Annotated in this window: 15 protein-coding genes; 6 read left to right on the top strand and 9 right to left on the bottom strand. The window is 69.8% G+C overall.

Translation table 11 applies throughout. From position 1 onward, the window contains the following. Positions 1-59: 59 nt before the first annotated feature. The 4 genes from fabG to ABD848_RS03415 all read right to left on the bottom strand — a co-directional run bounded on the left by fabG (position 60) and on the right by ABD848_RS03415 (position 4,175). Positions 60-764: a 3-oxoacyl-[acyl-carrier-protein] reductase gene (fabG, locus tag ABD848_RS03430; RefSeq protein WP_344967144.1), complete on the bottom strand. Its 705-nt coding sequence runs from the start codon at positions 762-764 to the stop codon at positions 60-62. Between the two features lie 229 nt (positions 765-993). Next, a complete protein-coding gene (locus tag ABD848_RS03425) occupies positions 994-2,013 on the bottom strand; it encodes a phosphotransferase family protein (RefSeq protein WP_344967339.1) in 1,020 nt (339 codons plus the stop codon). 248 nt (positions 2,014-2,261) lie between these two features. Beyond that, positions 2,262-2,909 (bottom strand): response regulator transcription factor, encoded by a 648-nt coding sequence (locus ABD848_RS03420; protein WP_344967142.1) that lies wholly within the window; start codon positions 2,907-2,909, stop codon positions 2,262-2,264. Positions 2,910-2,921: 12 nt separating this feature from the next. Beyond that, positions 2,922-4,175: a sensor histidine kinase gene (locus ABD848_RS03415; RefSeq protein ID WP_344967141.1), complete on the bottom strand. Its 1,254-nt coding sequence runs from the start codon at positions 4,173-4,175 to the stop codon at positions 2,922-2,924. 424 nt (positions 4,176-4,599) lie between these two features. On the opposite strand from ABD848_RS03415, the gene ABD848_RS03410 reads away from it, so the two are divergent. From ABD848_RS03410 to ABD848_RS03400, 3 genes are all read left to right on the top strand, one after another. Then, a complete protein-coding gene (locus tag ABD848_RS03410) occupies positions 4,600-5,355 on the top strand; it encodes an ABC transporter ATP-binding protein (protein ID WP_425567425.1) in 756 nt (251 codons plus the stop codon). A gap of 6 nt (positions 5,356-5,361) precedes the next feature. Further along, a complete protein-coding gene (locus ABD848_RS03405; protein WP_344967137.1) occupies positions 5,362-7,932 on the top strand; it encodes an ABC transporter permease in 2,571 nt (856 codons plus the stop codon). Between the two features lie 216 nt (positions 7,933-8,148). Beyond that, a complete protein-coding gene (locus tag ABD848_RS03400; RefSeq protein WP_344967135.1) occupies positions 8,149-9,549 on the top strand; it encodes an FAD/NAD(P)-binding protein in 1,401 nt (466 codons plus the stop codon). A gap of 21 nt (positions 9,550-9,570) precedes the next feature. On the opposite strand, the gene ABD848_RS03395 is transcribed toward ABD848_RS03400, so the two are convergent. The 5 genes from ABD848_RS03395 to ABD848_RS03375 form a co-directional block, all read right to left on the bottom strand. Next, entirely contained in the window at positions 9,571-10,365 is a 795-nt protein-coding gene (locus ABD848_RS03395; RefSeq protein WP_344967134.1) for a polyprenol monophosphomannose synthase, read from the bottom strand. A gap of 365 nt (positions 10,366-10,730) precedes the next feature. Then, positions 10,731-11,537: a DeoR/GlpR family DNA-binding transcription regulator gene (locus ABD848_RS03390; protein ID WP_344967133.1), complete on the bottom strand. Its 807-nt coding sequence runs from the start codon at positions 11,535-11,537 to the stop codon at positions 10,731-10,733. A 163-nt stretch (positions 11,538-11,700) separates the two neighbouring features. Further along, positions 11,701-11,871 carry a hypothetical protein gene (locus ABD848_RS03385; RefSeq protein WP_344967132.1) on the bottom strand — a complete coding sequence of 57 codons (171 nt, stop codon included), beginning with the start codon at positions 11,869-11,871 and terminating at the stop codon, positions 11,701-11,703. A gap of 228 nt (positions 11,872-12,099) precedes the next feature. Then, positions 12,100-13,362 carry an MFS transporter gene (locus ABD848_RS03380; protein ID WP_344967131.1) on the bottom strand — a complete coding sequence of 421 codons (1,263 nt, stop codon included), beginning with the start codon at positions 13,360-13,362 and terminating at the stop codon, positions 12,100-12,102. Further along, positions 13,355-14,113: a DeoR/GlpR family DNA-binding transcription regulator gene (locus ABD848_RS03375; RefSeq protein ID WP_344967337.1), complete on the bottom strand. Its 759-nt coding sequence runs from the start codon at positions 14,111-14,113 to the stop codon at positions 13,355-13,357. The genes ABD848_RS03380 and ABD848_RS03375 overlap by 8 nt, the downstream gene beginning before the upstream one ends. Positions 14,114-14,251: 138 nt before the next feature. Here ABD848_RS03375 and ABD848_RS03370 point away from each other — a divergent pair, with 138 nt between their 5' ends. From ABD848_RS03370 to ABD848_RS03360, 3 genes are all read left to right on the top strand, one after another. Beyond that, complete coding sequence (locus tag ABD848_RS03370) at positions 14,252-15,016, top strand: 4'-phosphopantetheinyl transferase family protein (protein ID WP_344967129.1); 765 nt, start codon at positions 14,252-14,254, stop codon at positions 15,014-15,016. A 663-nt stretch (positions 15,017-15,679) separates the two neighbouring features. Further along, a complete protein-coding gene (locus ABD848_RS03365; protein ID WP_425567424.1) occupies positions 15,680-17,848 on the top strand; it encodes a prolyl oligopeptidase family serine peptidase in 2,169 nt (722 codons plus the stop codon). 431 nt (positions 17,849-18,279) lie between these two features. Next, a complete protein-coding gene (locus tag ABD848_RS03360) occupies positions 18,280-19,464 on the top strand; it encodes a JmjC domain-containing protein (protein WP_344967335.1) in 1,185 nt (394 codons plus the stop codon). Positions 19,465-19,968 lie beyond the last annotated feature (504 nt).

Raw genomic sequence — 19,968 nt, 5'->3', positions numbered from 1 at the left:
GCCGCTCGGGCGGCTCCCGGCCCGTGCGGGCCGGTCGGGGGGCGAGGGTGGGAAGGGCGCTAGTGGCCCATGCCCATGCCGCCGTCGACAGGGATGATCGCTCCGGTGATGTAGGCGGCCTCCTCGCTGGCGAGGAAGCGTACGGCGGCGGCGACCTCGTCGGCCCGCCCAAAACGTCCGAGGGGCACGGTGCCCTTGATCTCGTCTTGGCGCTCCTGGGGCAACTGGGCGGTCATGTCGGTCTCGACGAATCCGGGGGCGACGACGTTGACCGTGATGTTGCGCGAGCCCAGCTCGCGGGCGAGCGAACGGGCGAAGCCGACGAGCCCGGCCTTGGAGGCGGCGTAGTTGGCCTGGCCGCCGGAGCCGAGCAGGCCCACCACCGAGGAGATGAGGACGATACGTCCGGAGCGTTTGCGCATCATGCCCCGCACTGCCCGCTTGGCCACGCGGAACGCGCCGGTGAGGTTGGTGTCGAGGACGGCGGAGAAGTCCTCCTCGTTCATCAGGGCGAGGAGTTGGTCCTTGGTGATGCCGGCGTTGGCGACCAGGACCTCCACCGGCCCGTGTTCCTCCTCGACGCGCTTGAAGGCGGCGTCGACCTGGGCGGTGTCAGTAATGTCGCAGTGGACGCCGAACAGCCCCTCTGGCGGTTCGCCGGAGCGGTGGGTCACGGCCACGTCGTCGCCGACGCCGGCGAAGCCGCGGGCGATGGCCAGGCCGATTCCCCGGTTGCCTCCGGTGACCAGAACCGAGCGGGACATAGGGCGGCACCTCCGAAGTGCTGCGGGCAGCAAAAGACCAGTCAAGAACGCACAGCAGGGTACCGAGCTACGGTGCGTTCCTCGAACCGAGGCCACCCAGACACGGCGCGTGCGAGCACCGCGACTTACTTACAGCGGCAGCCGCGTCTGGGCGAGGTCGAACTCGAAGGGTATGGGCAGCGGGAGCTCCTAGTTGCCCGAGGCGGTGTGGGGGGCGTGGTAGGTGGCCTCAGCCGGAGACGTGTTCGAGACCGCTGGCGATGAGGGGCGGGACGGCCTCACCGATGCGGTCGAAGTTCTCGCCCACAGTCTGGCCCTGGGTGTAGCGGTAGTGGATGCCTTCGAGGATCACCGCGAGCTTGAAGTAGGCCAGTCCCACATACCAGTCCAGGTTGGAGACGTCGCGGCCCGAGCGTTGGGCGTAGCGGGCGACCAGCTCGTCGACGCCAGGGTAGCCGGGCGCGTCGCCGCTGGTGCTGGCGACGATGCCGGGCGGGAGTTGACGATTGGTGTAGGCCACGATGAGCGCCAGGTCGGTGAGGGGATCGCCGAGGGTGGACATCTCCCAGTCGAGGACGGCGGTGATGCGCTGGTCGGGCCCGACCAAGACGTTGTCGAGACGGTAGTCGCCGTGGACGATGGCGGGATCGGGGGAGGTAGGCAGCGCCGTGGCGAGGCGGTCGTGGAGCTCGTCGGCGCCGGGCAGGTCGCGGGAGCGGGAGGCGGCCAACTGCTTGTTCCAACGGCGCACCTGGCGCTCCAGAAAGCCCTGGGGGCGGCCGAAGTCGGCCAGGCCCACCGCAGTCGGGTCCACCGCGTGCAGGTCGACGAGGGTGTCGATGAGGCAGAAGGCGATGGCGCGGGTGCGGTCGGGGCCCAGCGCGGCCAGCTCCGCGGCATCGCGGTAGGGGGTGCCCGCCACGTACTCCATGACGTAGAAGGGGGCGCCGATGACGTCGGTGTCCTCACACAGCACCACGGTGGGCGGCACCGGGACCGGCGTGTCGGCCAGCGCGGTGCTGACCCGGTATTCGCGGCCCATGTCGTGGGCGGTGGGCAGCACGTGACCCAGCGGAGGGCGGCGCACCACCCAGCGGCCGTGACCGTCGGTGACGTCATAGGTCAGGTTGGAACGCCCACCGGCGATGACCTCACCGGTCAGCTCCCCGCGCACCAGGCCCGGACGGTGGGTGTCGAGATACTCGCGCAGGCGGAAAAGGTCCAACCCCGGAGGATTCGGCACACCTATCAGCTCCCTCAACTCACGGTCCCGCCGATTGTGGCACTCCCCGCCAAAACCGACCAGACGGTATCCATGCTTGGCCTCAGGAAATATACACCAGGAGACCACCTGTACATACCACGCGGTCGGTATGGAGTATTCGTGCAGTTCACGCTCGCACGCAGCGCCGACGACACCGGCTGCCGAGGTTAAGAGGGTGCTTCCCCCGTTAGGGCGACGCCGGCGTTAGACCATGGAGGGTGAGGTGGCCGTGATCAAACCCAGCCGGCGTCATGGGCCAGGATCGCCGCTTGGACGCGGTTGCTCAGCTCCAGTTTGGCCAGAATCCGGCTGACATGGGCTTTGACCGTGGCCTCCCGCATGCCCAACTCTCGCCCTGTCTCGGCATTGGACATGCCGGCGGCCACCGCGGTGAGCACGGCGCGCTCCCGCTCGCTGAGGACGTCCAACCGACACGCCGACGCGGTGGCGGTGTCAGAGACCGAAGCGGCGAACTGGCGCAGCATACGCTTGGTGACGCTGGGTGCCAACATCGCGTTGCCCTCGTCGATGGTGCGCATCGCCGCGACGAGGTCGCGGGGCGGGGTGTCTTTGAGGAGGAACCCCACCGCGCCGGCGCGCAGCGCCCGGTGGACGTACTCGTCGAGATCGAACGTGGTGAGCAGAACGACCTTGGGGGGCTGCGGCAGCGCCGCCAGTTCGCCGGTGGCAGCCAGACCGTCGATACCGGGCATGCGGATGTCGAGGAGGACGACGTCGGGGTGCAGCTCGCGGGCGAGCCGCACTGCCTCGGCGCCGTCGGCACCCTCCCCGACGACGTCGATGTCATCGGCGGACTCCAGGATCATCCGCAGTCCCGAACGCACAAGCTGCTCGTCATCGACCACGACGATCCGAACCACGTATCCCTCCCGTCATCGGCCCTCAACCGAGGGTCCATCGCTGTGTGGGGCCTCGTCTGAGGCTACGGGGGCGGCGGGCAGTACCGCGCGCACCCGCCAGCCGCCATCGGCAGTGGGCCCCGCGCACAGCCGGCCGCCGACCCGCAGGACCCGTTCATGCAATCCGGCGAGACCATAGCCGCCGGCGGGCGGCGCGACATGGCGGGTGTCGCCGGATACGGGGGTGGCAGGCGGCCCGTTGGCGACCAGGACCGCCAGTTCATCGCTGCCGTAGTCGAGCCGCGCCACGACCGCGGTGGCGGGGGCGTGCTTGGCGGCGTTGGTCAACCCCTCTTGCACGGCCCGGTAGGCCGTGCGTTCGAGCTGGACCGACAGCGGGCGTGGCGTCCCGCCCGTGTGCCAGCTCACGTCCATCCCCGCTGTGCGCCACTGCTCGATCAGCCGGTGCAGGTCGGCCAGCACGGGCTGGGGCGCGGTCGGGGCCGCGGCGGCGGGATCGTCACGCAGGACGCCGAGGATCTCGCGCAGTTCGGCCAGGGCCTCGCGCCCGGTGGTGCGGATGACCCCGGCGGTCTGGGCAGTCTGGCCGTCGGTGGCCGAAACCTCCAAGCCGCCGGCGTGCAGCACCATGAGACTGACCCGGTGGGCGACGACGTCGTGCATCTCGTGGGCGATACGGGTGCGCTCGGCGATGATGGCGCGTTCGGCTTTGAGATGCTGCTCGCGTTCGAGGCGCTCGGCGCGCTCGCGCAGGTTAGCGACGAGCTGGCGCCGGGTGCCCGCCCACAGCCCCACGGTCAGTGGCACCACCAGCGCGACGATGACCAGCATGAACGTCGGCGCCTCCGAGTTCAGCGGAGGATAGCTGAACAACAGCGCCGCCAGGACCGCGCCGCTCCACAGGGCCAGGCGGCGCCGGTCGGAGAACCAGGCGGCGTAGCTGTAGAGCGCTATGGTCGCCGGGACGAAGTTGGCGAAGCCGAAGAGCAGGAGCACCGACAGCGCCAGCAGGTAGCCGGGTCTGCTGCGCCGCCACAGGATCGTCAGCGAGACCAGAGCGGGCAGCAACAGGAACACGGTGAGCGTGAAGGGAAGCTCCAGGCCGCCGGGCACGAAGGGCGGGAAAGGCCTCGCGCCTTGGCCCAGGGCGTTGCCCATGGCGACGAAGGGAAAGTACCAGATCGCATAGCTCCAGTCGGCGACGCGGTAGCGCCGCTGCCACCCCCACGTCCATATCTGCCACGCCCGGTCCAGTGCTGCACGCATGGCAGAAGACAATGCCCGATCCAGCCCCATGGGGCGGATTCTAGGGCTGGGGCACGAGCGGTGGAATCGGCGGCGGCCGGGGGCGATCTCTACCGACCATCGTCGATACGGCCGCGCTGATCTGCAAGAACATCATTGTGGCCGGTGCGCTGTGGCGGTGGAGCCCACCGACGAAAGTCGGTGGGCTCCACCGCCACCGAGTGACCTTTGGCGATAGGGGTACCTCTTTCGCCCCTCGTGTGAATCGACCGCGCGGGCGAGGTCGGCGCGGCCTGGCCGCTCCTAGGCTCAGACGGGCATGCGCGCCGTAGCCGGCGCGCGACGGGGCGGGAGCACCCAGCGGCCCGCCGGCACGGTACCGCCGCCCCTGCCCCACCGATCGCTTTCCCCTCGGTTGAGCTAGGAGAACGCCGTGAGCGAGACCATGGCCCACCAGGCCGCCCCGCAGACCGACGCGCCCCCTGCGGTGGTCGCTCAGGGGTTGACGAAGGTCTACGACACGGGGGCCACGGCGGTACGCGCGCTGGACGGGGTGGACGTGGCGTTCGCCCGGGGCGCCTTTACCGCGATCATGGGCCCCTCAGGGTCGGGTAAGTCGACGCTGATGCACTGCCTGGCCGGACTGGATACAGCCACGTCGGGGTCGGTGCACATGGGCCGTACCGACATCACCGGCCTCAAGGACCGGGAGTTGACACTGCTGCGGCGCGACCGCATCGGCTTCATCTTCCAATCGTTCAACCTGTTGCCGATGCTGACCGCCCAGCAAAACATCGTGCTCCCGGCCGAGATCGCCCGACGCAAGGTGGAACCCAAACGGTTCGAGCGCATCGTGGAGGTCGTGGGGCTGCACGACCGGCTCGACCATCTGCCGGTGAAGCTCTCCGGTGGCGAACAGCAGCGCGTGGCCGTGGCGCGGGCGCTGCTCAACGACCCGGAGGTCGTCTACGCCGACGAGCCCACCGGCAATCTCGACTCGCGTTCGGGCGCGGAGGTGTTGGGTTTCCTCCGCGACTCCGCTCGGGAGCTGGAGCAGACCGTAATCATGGTCACCCACGACCCGATGGCTGCCGCCTACGCCGACCGCGTGGTGTTTTTACGCGACGGCCGACTGGTCGACGAGGTGGGCACGCCCACCGCCGAACTGGTACTGGACCGCCTCGTGAAGCTGGAAGGGTAGGCGACCGTGCTGCGCACCACACTGGCCGGGCTCCGGTTGCACAAGCGACGGCTGTTCACCACCGCTCTGGCGATCGTGCTGGGGATCATGTTCGTGACGGGCACGCTCGTCTTCTCCGACACGCTGCGCGCGGACTTCAGCCGGCAGGTGATGGGGTCGGCCGGCAAGATCGATGTGATCGTCACCGCGACGGGTGTCGCCAAGGCAGGGCCGGACCCGGACGAAGAACCCACGGGCGAGCCGGGCGCCTCCGACGTCGAGACGGTGGCGGCGTTGCGGGACCTGCCCGAGATCGAGAGCGTCCAAGGCGTACTCGAAGGGCCGGCACCGCTGCTGGACCGCGACGGCCGCGCGGTCGGCTACATCCCCACATTGGGTATGTCGGTGGGCGGGGAGGTCAGCCGCTACGAGGCGTTCGAGGGGCGGCTGCCCACCGCCGACAACGAGGTGGCGCTGGACACCGGCAGCGCCAACGACAACGATTTCGGCGTCGGCGACACCGTGGAGGTGCTCGATCCCCAGGGAGAGCCGCGCTCGTTCACGGTCGTCGGGCTGATCGACCTCGGCATCCAAGGCTCCGTGTCCCAGCGGGGGGCAGTAGCGTTCACTCCCGAACGCGCCCAAGAGATGGTCGAGCTGCCCGCCGGCTCGGGCTACACCCGGATCTATGTCATGGGGGCCGAAGGCGTTCCGGTGCACCAACTCCAAGAAGAGGTGGCCGCGGCCACCGGTGAAGCCGCCCAGGTGCAGACCGGCCAGGAGGTGGGCGAGACGCTGGCCGAGCGGGCCGGCGCCGAACTGGAGATCATGCGCAGCGGGCTGCTGTTGTTCGCCGCTGTGGCGATGTTCGTGGCCGCCATCGTCATCTACAACACCTTCGCCATCCTCATCGCCCAGCGCCAGCGCGAAATGGCGCTACTGCGCTGCCTCGGCGCGGTGCGCGGGCAACTCTTCCGCGGCGTGCTGGTCGAGGCGGTGATCGTCGGTCTGCTCTCCTCGGCGGTGGGCGTACTCGCCGGTATCGGCCTGGGAGCGGCCGGACTGACCTTCGGGGCCGAGCTGATGTATCCCACCACGGGGGCGACGGCGGGGCTGGTCGTCAGCCCGCTGGCAGTGCTGGCGAGTCTGGGTGTTGGGACCCTGGTGACCATGGGGGCCGCATTGGTGCCCGCCCTGGGCGCCACGCGGGTCGCACCGCTGGCGGCGCTGCGCGCCGGCGCGACGCTGGGCTCGGAGAAGGGGGTCGGCTGGCTGCGGATCGTGGCGGCAGTGGCGCTGTTCGGCATCTGCGGGGCCATGGTGGCCCTCGCGGTGGGCGGTGACCCCAGCCCGCGCAACCTGACGCTGATTGTCGCGGCGGGCGTGACCTGCTTTTTGGGGGTGGTGCTGCTGAGCCCGTTGCTGGTTCGCGGGTTCGTGTGGCTCATCAGCGGCCCCATGCGCAGCAGCGGCGTACCGGGCAGGCTGGCCGCCGACAACGCCGGCCGCACGCCCAAGCGAGCGGCGACCGCCATGATCGCCCTGACCGTGGGCGCCGGGTTGATCACGGCGTTCTCGGTGTTTAGCGCATCGGTGCAGTCGAGCCTGGACGAACAGCTCGACGACCGGATGCCGGTGGACTATCAGATCATGCGCCAACTCGGGACGACCGCGGAGGAACAACGGCAGGGGGTGCCGCCCGCGGTGGCCGCCGAGCTGCGCCAGACCCCCGAACTCGACAAGGTCTACTCGCTGCACGAGGCCGATGCGCATGTGGCGGAGCAGCCGCAGATGAGAGTCTCGGCACTGACCGGCGGTGACCTCACCGAGATAGTCGAAGAGACCACCTCCGGCGACCTCGCCGACTTCACCGATCAGACGACGGTGCTCTCGCAACCGATGGCCGAGATGCTGGGGGTGGAGGTCGGCGACCAGGTGGACATCGGCACCGAGCAGCAGCGCCCCTACGAGGTGGTGGCGGTAACTTCGGAGACGGAGGCCCTCGCCCCGATCGTCGTGGCCTACTCCGACTTCACCGAGCAGTTCGCCGACACCGGCCGGATACAACTGGTGGCCGTGGCTAAGGCCGAGGGGATCGAGACCACGCAGGCACGCGATGTCGTCGACGCCGCGGTCGCGGACTACCCCACTCTCGGGGTGCAAAGCGCAGCGGAGCTGAAACAGCAGTACACCGACATGTTCAACGTCATGTTCCTGGTGGTGGCCGCGCTGCTGAGCATGGCGATCCTCATCGCGATATTCGGTATCGCCAACACCATGGCGTTGTCGGTGCTGGAACGTACCCGCGAGTCGGCGCTGCTGCGGGCCGTGGGGCTGTCACGGGCGCAACTGCGGTGGATGCTGTCGCTGGAGGCGGTGATCGTCTCGGTGCTGGGCGCCCTGACCGGGATCGCGGTCGGAATCGTGTTCGGCTGGATCACCGGGCGGGCGGTGCTGGAGGAGGTGAGCCTCGTGCTGCCCGGCTGGCAAATCGCGGGCTTCGTCGCGGCGGCGGTACTCGCCGGTCTCGTGGCCGCGGTGCTGCCCAGCCGCAGGGCCGCACGCGCCTCGATCACCGCGGCGCTGGCCAGCGAGTGAGCTCACCGCCGCGCCGTCCCCGACGGGGTGGGAGGCTCCCGCGGGGACGGTGCGGCGGGAGGCGGCCGGAAACGTAACGCGGCGGATACGTGCGCCGCCAGCGGCGGGCGCGATAGATTCGAGGAAGGGTAGCGCCGACTCGCGCCCCTTGGTATCGGGGAGGTCCCGGTCAGGCGACCCCCTTGGCGCCCCGTTCGTGATCGATAGAGTGACGCTATGCCGCACGAGGTCCCCGCCGACGGGCACCGGCCCATCATCGCGTGCGTAGGTGGTGGGGCGAGTGCCACACTCACCGCCATCGCGCTGCTGCGCGCCACCACGTGGCTGCGGCTGCCCTACCGACTAGTACTGTTCGACGAGCACGGCCGCCACGGCCGGGGCACGGCCTACGCCACCACCGAGGAACACCACCTGCTCGCCTCACCGGCCACGACGATGTCGGCCATCCCCGAGCAGCCGGCGCACTTCGTCGAATGGGCCCGCAGCCGCAACGGAGATTGCCGGGCCGCCACGTTCCTGCCGCGCGGCGACTACGGCGACTACCTGTGGGAGACGCTGCTGGCCACCGCGCGATGGGCCGAACCCCACGCCTCGCTGGAGTGCCGTACCGCGCGGGTAGTCTCTGCCACCTGCGATGACCGGGGCGTGACGCTGGGGCTGGCCGGAGGCGAGCGCGTCAACGCCGCTGCGGCCATCGTGGCCACGGGAAACGCGCGGCCGAGTCCCCTTACCGCGGCAGCCGAGCTGGGGGTGCCGGTGATCGACCCGTGGGCCCCCGAGACAGCGGGGAAAACGCTCCAGGGGCACCGGCGGGTCCTGACGATCGGCACCGGTTTGACCATGGTGGATGTAGCGCTGTCGGTGGCCTCGGCGGCCCCACAGGCCCGGATCGATGCCGTCTCGCGGCGCGGGCTGCTGCCCCACCGACACCGCCCGCCGGTGGTGATGCCGCCGGTCGCGGTGGATCTGAGCGGACCGCCGGCGCTGCGCACCCTCACCCGGCGGGTGCGGGCGGCGATCGCGGCCTACCCCGGTGACTGGCGCCATGTCGTCGATTCGCTGCGCCCCCACACGGCGCAGTTGTGGCAGGGGCTCACCCGCGAGGAGCAGCAGATCTTCCTCGAACGCTTCGCTACCTACTGGGAGAGCGCGCGGCACCGGATGGCGCCCGAGGCGGCGGAGGAGGTTGCGGCGCTGCGCGCCTCGGGACGGCTGCGGGTGCACGCCGGCGGCATCGAAGGCGTGGAACCGGGCCACGAAGGGGTTCGCGCGCGACTGGGCAACGGGCGAGTGGTCGAGGCCGACGCCGTGGCCGACTGCACGGGGGCGCACCCGGGCTCCTCACCGTTCCTGCGCGGGTTGCTCGCGCAAGGGCTGGCCCGCCCCGACCACTTGGGCATGGGGATCGACACCTGCCCGCACGGAGCGCTCATCGACGCCTCGGGCAAGGTGAGCCGCCGGTTGTTCGGTTTGGGGCCGGTGCGCCGCGGCAGGCTCTACGAGACGACCGCCATTCCCGAGATCCGGGAGCAGGCCGAACACCTGGCCCAGCGCATCGCCGATACAGTGCTACGCGAGCGCCCCGTCTCCGGTGGCGGGGTCCACGTCGCCGGTTGATCGTACCGCTGGGCAGGCTCTTTAGCGTGGCCGGTGGGTAGAGCGGGGCTGGCGCTCGTACCTGCGCAACTGGAAGGGGCGCAGTGCGGACTCGACCTGCACGGCGAGATCCATCTTGCTGTCGCCCTCGCGGCGGTCCTCGAAGTGGATGGGGATCTCCACCATCTTCTGTCCACGGCGGTAGGCGCGAAAGTGCATCTCCACCTGGAAACTGTAGCCGCTGCTGTGGATATCGGAGAGTTCCATGACCTCCAGCGCTTCCCGGCGCCAGATTTTGAACCCGGCCGTGATGTCGCGGATGGGCATCGCCAGGATGGCTTTGACATAGGTGTTGGCCCAGGTGCTGAGGAGGCGACGCGGCAAGCTCCACTGGTGGGACAGGCTGGCGCCGGAGACGTAGCGGCTGCCGATGACCACGCCGGCACCGGTGGAGAGCATGGTTCCCAACAACTGCGGCACATACCCCGGGTGGTGGCTGAGGTCGGCGTCCATCTGGACGACGAACTCGGCGCCTTCGGCGAGTGCGCGCGTCATGCCGGCTACATAGGCCCGCCCCAGTCCGTCCTTGGTCGTGCGGTGGACAACGGTGATGCGGCCGGTTCCCTGACCGCCGTGCTCGGCGGCGAGTTTCTCGGCGATGTCACCTGTGCCGTCGGGAGAGTCGTCGTCGACGACGACGATGCGCAGGTTGGGCAGGTCGAGCGCGAGAAGCTGGGCGACCAGGTGCGTCAGGTTGTCGGCCTCGTTGTAGGTCGGGACCACGACGCTCACGTTGGAGCGCGACCAGGGCTCGGGCAGGGTAACCGGAGTGGGCATGCAGCGGCCTCCAAATTCGTCGTCGGGCCGGAAGCGGCCGTGGCTGGGTGTGTCGATCGCCAGCCTCCACGGTAGAGGCGCTGTGGACGCGGCGGGAAACGCTGCGGGGCGCGAACGCGGGCAGGGGGCGGACCGAGCGGGGATGACCGGGAAGAAGGCGCTGTCCGAAAAGTTGGGGTTTTGCTGCGGCCGGCGGGCCGGCACATCCATGCTCGGCGCGGTGCGGGTGCCCCCTGGCTGGACGAGGGGCGGCGGGCAGAGCGCTACTGTGCGACGTCGGCTCGCCGGGCGCGGGGAGGCGAGGCTGCCCGACTGTGCGCAACCGCGCGAGGGGGGCGGCGCGGTCGTGGGCGCGGCGGGGGTGGCTACTCGCCCTGGTCGTTTTCCAAGACGGCGACATGGACGGTGGTGCCCATGTCCTCCAGGGTCATGAGGACTTCGGGGTCGGCGTGGTTGTCGGTGACCAGATGATTGATGTGTTCAGGGGGGACCGTCTGCACCATGGTGTCGGTGCCGATCTTGGTGTGGTCGGCCAGGATGACGGTCTCCTGGGCGCAGGCGACCAGAGCCTGATCGACGCTGGCCACCGCCGGGTGGGGGGTGCTCAGGCCCCGGTCGACGGTGAGGCCGTTACCTGAGAGGAAGGCCCGGTGGACCCGGATGCCGGCAAGGGCCTGTTCGGTGGCCGAGCCGATGAGTGCCAGCGTCGTCCCTCGCAGGGAGCCGCCAGTGACCATGACATCGATGCCGGGCGCGTTGACCAGCACTTGGGCGACCAGGAGCGAGTTGGTCACGACGGTTAGGTTGTGGCGCCCCATGAGCTCGCGGGCCAGCGCTTCGGTTGTGCTGCCGGGTCCGAGCACGATCGCGTCGTCGTCCTCGACCAGGGCCGCGGCGGCCTTAGCGATGGCGAGTTTCTCCGGGGCGGCCTGCCGGGTCTTTTGCGCGTAGCTTTGTTCGTGGCCCAACCGTCCTGGCGGGGCGGCACCGCCACGGCGCCGGTCGATCAGCCCTTCGGCCTCTAGTGCCCGCACGTCACGACGGACGGTGACCTCGGACGCACGGACCTGGCTGGCGATGTCGCGCAGAGCCATGGCCCCATTGGAGCGCACCAATTCCAGGATGCGTTCCCGCCGCTCGGCCGCGAACGTCGGCTTTCCCTCCTCTGTCACAGGTGTCTCCTCCGGCCGTGCGGGCGTTACCGCACCGCGGACTCTCGCAATGAACGATTCCAGTGCGATTCGATCATAATCGATCACCTGGTGTTCCTGACCGGGGCGCCTTCCGCTGGCCTCGCGTGAAAGCGGGGTGTGGGACCGAGTGGGGGGCGGGCGCTCAGTTGAGGTGCCCGCCGTGCGCGGTGAACGACTGGTCGACGGCGTCGTCGTCGGGGGATTCCTCGGCTGCGGGGGTGCCCGTGCCGCCGAGGAGGGCGACCCAGAACAGCGCGGCAAGCACAGCCAGCGTAGCGAGAACGGCGATACCGAACAGGGCCAGGGTGGACATGGGCGTCTCCCTACACGTCGGGGACGGTCCGGACCGGGGCCGCTGCCTTCCCCATGCTGAGGGAGCACACGGTCAGTCCTATGGTGCCCTGGCGAGTCGCACATCACACCTGGATCGCCGCCAGGGACCGACCGAAGCCAGCCAGTGCGTGTACTCTCCCGCGACGCGCTTGGCCCCCACCCGCGGCGGGTGGGGGCCAAGGGGTGTGCTCCGCGGCTGCGGTGGCGGTCAGGCCGCCACGGCCGGTTCGGGCTGCGGCTCCTGCGCTGGCGACCCGCCAGGGCGCAGGGTGACCGCACCGGCGGCGATGAGCAGCGACAGCACCACCGGGACCGCCAAGGCCACCCCGAGACCGGCGCTGTGTGAAATCGCCCCGATGGCCACCGGCCCGCTGAGCAGCCCGAAGTAACCGATGGCGCTGACGAAGCCCAGGTTGCGGCCGGCGCGCAGCGGATCGTGGTTGGTGGCAGCGGTGAAGACCTGCGGGATGATGCAGGACAGTCCGGCACCCATCAGGCCGAAGCCGACGATGCCCACAAGCGGCGAGGGCACGAGCAGCCCCGCGGACAGCCCGCCGCCGGCCAGCAGGCCGCCCCAACGCAGCAAGAGGACGGGGCCAAAGCGTGCGGTGAGGCGATCCCCCACGAGACGTCCCGCCGCCATCATGGCGGAGAAAACCGAGAAACCAAGGGCTGCCACCGCCCCGGAGGCTCCCAATCCGTCGTGGAGGTACACGGAGGCCCAGTCGGTAGCGGCGCCTTCGGCCACCATCGAGCACATGGCGATGAGGCCGAAGAGGACGATCTTCAACGGTAGACGGTTACGCCCGCGCTTGGGCGGACTGTGCCCCGCAGGCGCCGCTCCCACCGGTGAATCGGCGTCCAAACCGGGCAGTAGGTGGGTGCGGGCCGGCAGCGCCAGGGCCACCAGCGCCACGGCAACGATCGTGAAGGTGATCAAGGGGCTCAATCCAACCCACGCCGCCAGAGCGCCCACAGCGGCGCCGACGAACCCCCCGATCGAGAAGGCGGCGTGGAAAGAGGCCATGATGGGACGGCCATAGCGACGTTCGACCCGCGCGGCGTGCACGTTCATTGGAACGTCGATGAGACCGTGGCCGGCGCCCACGGCGGCCAGCGCGACGAACAGCGACGCCAGCGAGTTGGACAGCCCGGGCGCGATGAGCGCGAGGCTGCCAAAGACCGCGGCCGGCACGATGTTGGCCGCGCTACCGAAACGGTCGACCATACGGCCAGCGACCTGCATGGCGGCCAGTGCGCCAACGGCCAATCCGAGCAGTCCGATGCTGAGCGCACCGTCGCTGAGCCCCGTCTGCGCCTTGACCGCGGGGATACGCGCAGCCCATGTCGCGATGATCACGCCCGCGATGAAGAAGTACACAGATACCGACATCCGGGCGCGCCGCAGTTCGGGTGCTGGCCGGCCGGCGTCGGGTCGACGTTCGGTGGTAGGGTGCTGGATCTCAGACACGAAGTACCGCCACTCCGCAAGCTTGAATCTCGGTCACGATGTCATCAGGAGCGTCGGTGTCGGTGACCAGCATGTCGATCCTGGAAAGAGGAGCGACGTAGCCCATGGTCACCTGACCGAGCTTGGTGGAGTCCGCGGCCATGACGATCCGTTGTGCAGAACGCATGGCAGCGCGTTTAACGGCGACGTCGCCCAGGTCGTGGGCTGTGACACCGTCGGTCACGGTCAGACCGCAACAACTGAGCACGGCTGTGTCGAACCGCACCGCACCCAGTGACTCCTCGGCCAACGGGCCAATCAGGGACAGTTCACCGGGACGGACTTCCCCTCCTGCCATAAGGAGCTTGGTCTCCCGGCTGGCACTCAGCGCCGACGCGGCTTGCAACGAGAGCGGCATCACCGTGAGCGGACGATCCACGAAGGCGTGGGCCACCCGCGCGGCGGTGGTCCCGCTGTCCACGACCACCGCCTCCCCCGCGCCGATCACATCGTTCACGGCGAGAGCGATGCGCTCCTTGGCCTCGACGGCCTGGCGCTCGCGGATCGCAAAGGGCGGCTCCTGCCCTCTGGGGAGCAGGCTGATGGCGCCGCCACGGACCCGTCTCAGCACCCCCTGACCGGCGAGCTGATCGAGGTCGCGACGGATCGTCATCTCGGAGTGTCCGAGCCGCTCTGCGAGGTGGGCCACGGCGACCTCACCGGTCTCCCGCAACAGGGCCACGATCGCGTCAATGCGTTCCGCGCTGTCCATCTCCATATCCAAACATAAACCATGTTCTTTTGTATGTCCTTCAAACAGGGGTTGTGTTTGAAGTTACAGCGATCCTGATTGGAGAGTGTGGAACTCCGGGGATGTCGGGCGCTGCCGGCAGGCGTCACAATGGGGCTTGTGACTGCGACTTCACTGCCCTGCTCGGTGTGGTGGGCCGATCCGGCCCTGGCAACACCTGACCTGCTAAGACTCCTCGACGACCGGGAACGCCAGCGACACAGCAGGCTACGAGTGGCCGCCGACCGTGACCGCTACGCCGTGGCCCACGCTCTCGCACGCCTGCTGTGCGCGCGCGAGGCCGGCTGTTCCCCCCAGCAGGTGACGTTCGAGCTGTACTGCGGACGCTGCGCCGCCCTGGACGAGCCACGCGGCGAGCCCCACGGCAAGCCCCGGCCCGTGGGCGTGGCCGCCGGCCTGGAGATCTCGATCACCCATTCCGGTCAGCGCGTGGGTGTGGCGTTGACACAAGGGGCTCCCGTGGGGTTGGACGTGGAACACGTGCGCGACGACCGCGACATCGAGGGAATCGCGGAGCACGCCCTGACTCGGGTCGAGCGGGAGGCCTTGGCCACTCACTCCCCCGCCGAGCGCACTAGGGCTTTCTTTACCTACTGGTCGCGCAAAGAAGCTCTTCTCAAGGCTACCGGTCAAGGGCTCAGCGGAGGGCTGAACAGCGTGACTGTGAGCGGCTCCACGGAGCAACCAGCGGTGCTGGCGTGGGATTCCCCAACCGCTCCCCCGCACGTGTGGCTCACCGACCTGGCCGCCGGTTCCGACTACCGGGCCGCGGTGGCCGCCATCACACCGCATGAGGTCAATGTCACCGAGCACGACGCCGCGCCGTTACTGCGCGACGTCGAGACCTCAGCACCCCGAGGATAGGCGGTGGCCCCTCCGTTGGATCGGCGATTGGAGCGCGCAACTTCGCCGTGCTTCCGTATGCGCGGCCCCCTCAGGCAGGTGCTCCCCGCCGGGCGGGAATCCGGCGGAGAGCCTGAGCGTCGGAGCGGTGCACTAAAGGTGAGGCAGGTCACGGAAGGCGGCGGGGGCGGCCGGTCCTCGATGTTGCCGGTTGCGTTGCCCCCGGCCGACGGGAGCCTCTGCCCGCTCCCGGCTTGACCAAGACTCCCCCGGGAGTGAGAACCGCCCCGGTGCCCGCCCTGCCACCGCACGCGGGCGGTGCGTGCCCGCATGGCCCGAGGGTGGTCGCCACGCCAGAGGCACGGACAATGCGGCTCGACACCCCCAACGCCCACCGAAGGTGACACAGCAACCACATAACGCCAAACCCATGCCTGTGATACCGGCTGGGAAACGGACCGCGCAGGATCAGTGGTGACCCCCTACAACCAGCGAAAACGTTTGGTAAACGTAGCCGCGGGGTGAGTTTCGCGTTGACGTGGGTAAGCAATGACTTCCTTGCTTGCGGCACGATCCGGCCTCAAGGATGGGAGGCGTGCGAAGCTGTTGCCCTGTCCTCGCCGGCCTTGCCCTCCATCCCCGTCCGCCACGTCCGGGCCCGCCCGGGGTGGCGTGGAGTGGCTCTTGGTGAGCGCCCGCACCCTGGGGCCCGAGGAGCGAGCAGGCAACGCTCCGGCCGTCGACATCGTGCATGGCATCCGCATAACCGACCCGTATCGCTGGTTAGAGCACGGCGATTCCCCCGAGGTCCACGCCTGGCTCGACGAACGTGATCGCGAGTTCGCCATGGCGGCCCGCGGCTGGCCGATGCGGCAACCGCTGGCGGACGACATCCGTGAACTGGTCTCCGCCGACCTGTGGTCCCCTCCGGTACGGCGCGGTCGGGCGGTGTTCGCGACCCGCCGTGACCGGGACGCAGAGCACCCTCGGCTGGTCGTCTTCGCCGGAAACGGCGAGCGCACCGTGTTCGATCCGGCCGTGTTCGACCCCGGCGGCACCACCACTCTCGATGCGTGGGAGCCCAGTCCTGACGGTCGCTACGTGGCCGTGCAGACCTCCAGCGGCGGCACGGAACGCGGTTCCCTGCGCGTGCTGGCCACCGAGACCGGTCTGCCGGTGGAGGAACCGATCTGGGGAGTGCGCTACTCCCACGTCGCCTGGCTGCCCGGCGCGCGCGGCCCCGTCTTCTACTACGTGCGCCGCGACAACGGCGACGGCCGCCGCGGCGTGTGGCTGCACCGCGTCGCCGCCCCCCGTCGCGATGACGTCCTCGTGCACGCCTGCACCGCCGAGCGGACCGTGCCAGGGGTCCGACTGCGGCGCGGTCGCTGGCTGCTGATCTCGGAGAGCCATGGCACGGGCCACCGCAACGACCTGTGGCTGGCCGATCTGGCGGAGTGCCGCGCCGACGCGCCCGAACTGACCACGATCCACAGCGGCATCGAGGTGGAGTCGGAGGCCGAGGTCGGTCCCGATGGGATGCTCTACCTGCGCACCACGCACGGCGCGCCGATGCGGCGGGTGTGCCGCACCGCTCCTGACCGGTGTGCTCCCGAGCACTGGGAGGAGCTCGTCGCCGAAGATCCCACGGCGACCCTGGACGGCTTCGCCGTCGCCGGCACGGCCGCGGCTGTGGAGATTCTGGTGACCCGGACGCGGCTGGGTATCAGCGAACTCACCGCGCACAGTGGCGAGGGTCACCTGCTGCGGCCGATCCCCCTGCCGGGAGAGGGCATGGTGACCCGGCTCGAATCCCACGAGCCCGCGTGGGCCCGCACCGGCGAGGCGCGCGACCACGGCGAGCGGGTCGGTACGGCCGAGCATGGCGGCGAGATCACGTTCTGCTATGCCGACGTCGCCACCCAACAAATCGTGCTCACCTACCTGCCCGGCTGGCCCGAACCCCGGCGCTGGCCCGAGCCCCAAGCGCCGCCGCCAACCGACCACGTACGGCGCGAAACGCTGACCTGCCGGTCGGCCGATGGGACACAGGTCCCCATCACCGTGTTCTCTTTGGAGGGCGCCCCCAGGAGCGGACCGACGATCCTGCACGCCTATGGCGGGTTCGGTCGCCCCCGCCAGTTCGGGTTCAGTGCGACTGTGCTGGCGTGGCTGCGCGCGGGGGGCCGCTATGCGGTGGCCCACGTCCGCGGGGGCGGCGACGGTGGACGACGCTGGCACGTCGAGGGCGCGCGGCGCGCCAAGATCCGCTCGGTGGAGGACCTCATCGCCGCCGCCGACGAGCTGGTGGCTATGGGGTACTGCACTCGGGCTTCGCTGTGCCTGTCGGGCGGCTCGGCCGGTGGTCTGCTGGTACTGGCCGCGGCGATGCTGCGGCCCGACGTGTGCGGCTCGGTCATCGCCTCGGCGCCGCTGACCGACATGGCGCGGTTCGAACGGCTGGGGCTGGGAGCGATGTGGACCCGGGAATTCGGCACCGTGGCTGACCCCGGCGACTTCGCCGCGCTGCTGCGCTACTCCCCCTACCACCATGCGCTACGCCACGGCGGGAGCGACCATCCGGCAATCCTGCTAACCGGGTTCCATGGCGACACCCGCACCGACGCCGCCCATCCGCGCAAGATGTGCGCGGCGCTACGGGAACACGGCTCGGGCACACGCCCGGTGCTGCTGCGCTACGAGCACGGCGTGGGCCATGGGGCCAGAGCCGTGACGCGCGCCATCGATCTCGCGGCCGACGCACATGCCTTCGCGGCCGCGCAGACGGGGCTGCTCCCTGCCGACAGAACGGTCGGCGCTGGGGTGGTTCCGAGCCAACAGGAAGAGAGGTGAACTCCAATGGATCCGATCGAGATCGAGGTTGAGGTCGAGGACCTGAACGAGGTTACGTCGCGCGACATCACCGCCGGCGGTGACACTGACGGCACCGACTCCAGCTCTGACTTCATCTGATTCGTCGCTGCCACGACTGGCCGCCGGTGGGCACGGGCCCGCCGGCGGTCGCCGAGCGGTGCCGGGGGCGTGGCGGCGCCGCTGGCGCTGCCGAAGGTGAGTCACGCCCGCCCCGACCGGCGTGCGGTCGAGTGCGCCGGCGGTATGGCCCTGCGGCCGGCCGCTGGGCGCGAGCGCGGCGAGCCGCGCCAGGTCAGGGCCCTGGAGCCCGCCTCGAGCGCAGTGACACGGCCCACGCCGGCGTCACGCCCGGCTATCCACAAGTGTCGATCCCCCGCCCCGACATGGCGGGCCGGCCCGGAAGGTTCATGGTGACCGATTACCTGTTCACTGAGACGCTGCGCGAGGCCGTTGGCGCCGAGAGCCTTGAGGACAAGCTGTCCCGTGAGGTCGTGTTCGCCGACCTGGGGGCGGCGGCGGTGGCTCCCCTGTTGGACTTCGCCGCGCTTAACGAGATCCTGTCGACACGACCGCTGGAGCCGCCGCGGCTGCGGCTGCACCGCGAGGGATCGCCGGTACCGGTGGAGCGCTACACCGAGACCGGGGAGTCCTCAGGACGTTCCCGGCGCCTCATCCGCCCTGACGCGCTGTATGCGCAACTGCGCGAGGGGGCGAGCATGGTGCTCGACGGCATCGACCGGTTGCACCCGCCCATCGGAGCGGCCACCGACGACCTGATGCGCCTGGTACGTGAGCGGGCCCAGGTCAACTTATACCTGATCTGGGGGGATTCCCACGGCTTCGACACCCACTGGGACGACCACGACACGTTCGTCGTACAGGTGGTCGGGACCAAGTCGTGGCAGGTCCACGGGCAGGGCAGCCGCGCTTACCCGATGAAGGTCGACGCCGACCACAGCCACGAACCGCCAGGGCACACGCTGTGGGAGGGGGTACTGCGCCCGGGACACGTCCTGCACGTCCCGCGGGGCTGGTGGCACACGGTGAAGGGCACCGGTGACGTCAGCATGCACCTGACGTTCGGGTTCACCCGCGCCACCGGGATCGACTGGGCTCGGTCGCTGCTGGAACGCCTGCACGACGTCGAGTTCATGCGCCAAGACCTGCCGCGCTTCGCCTCAGCCGAGGAACGCCGCAAGCACCAGCACGAACTGGTGCGCACCCTGACTGATTTGGCCGAACGCCACAACCTGGACTCCTTCCTGGCCGACCGTGACGCCCGTTTCCCCCGTCGGCAGTCCTTCTCGCTGCCGTGGGCGGTCGATGGCGCCGCCCCCCAGCCCGAGACTGTCGTGGAGTTCACCGCGATCCTGCCCCCCGCAGTGGAACGCGAGAGCGACACCGGCAAGGTGGCCCTGACGGTGGCCGGTCGACGCTACCGGCTGCCGGGCGAGACCGAGGCGGTGGTGCGGGAACTCGCGCGGCACCATCGCCTCACGGTCGGAGAACTGGCCGAGCGCACCGCGACCCCGGTGGCGAATGTGGTGGGCGTAGTCCAGGCGCTGGTACGCCACCATCTCGTGCTGCTGCGTTGATCGGTTTGCAACGGCAGGCTGGAACCGGTCGGCCGTACCGGCGAGGAATGGGACGGCCGTGCTGCGGCGGTGGCCGGCCGGACCGCGGCGCGACCGTGCCTTGGTGACCTGCGCCGCCCTGGGGACTGCGCCGGCGCGGCGCCCGAGGCCAACGGGAGCCAAGCCCCGCTCGCCGTAAGGGGCGGGGCGGCGCGACGAGGCAGGAAGACCGATAGAGATGTACCGCGAAGCGCGCCCCACCGGCCGAGCGGGGGCGGCCAGCCGGCGGCAAGGTGTGACACTACGCACATACCCGCGCCCATCAGGAACATTGCCCCTGGCTCGCCACACCGCGGGCACACTGATCATTGCGCCCAATAGCCTGTTAGGCTAGCCTTAATTAACAAGCGGGCACCGCTGCTAACGGGGGGAACACCAGGCGCAGATGACGTCCGCTTTCCCATTCGGCCTACTGTAGCGAGCCCACTCGGCGATCGGCGACCGTCCGGCGACCGCTGGTATGCG

Origin of the sequence: Salinactinospora qingdaonensis (genome assembly GCF_039539445.1) — a bacterium.
In the GTDB taxonomy this organism is placed as follows: Bacteria; Actinomycetota; Actinomycetes; order Streptosporangiales; family Streptosporangiaceae; genus Salinactinospora; species Salinactinospora qingdaonensis.
The sequence above is the reverse complement of the archived record's forward strand: the minus strand, read 5'-3'. Positions and strand labels throughout refer to the sequence as shown.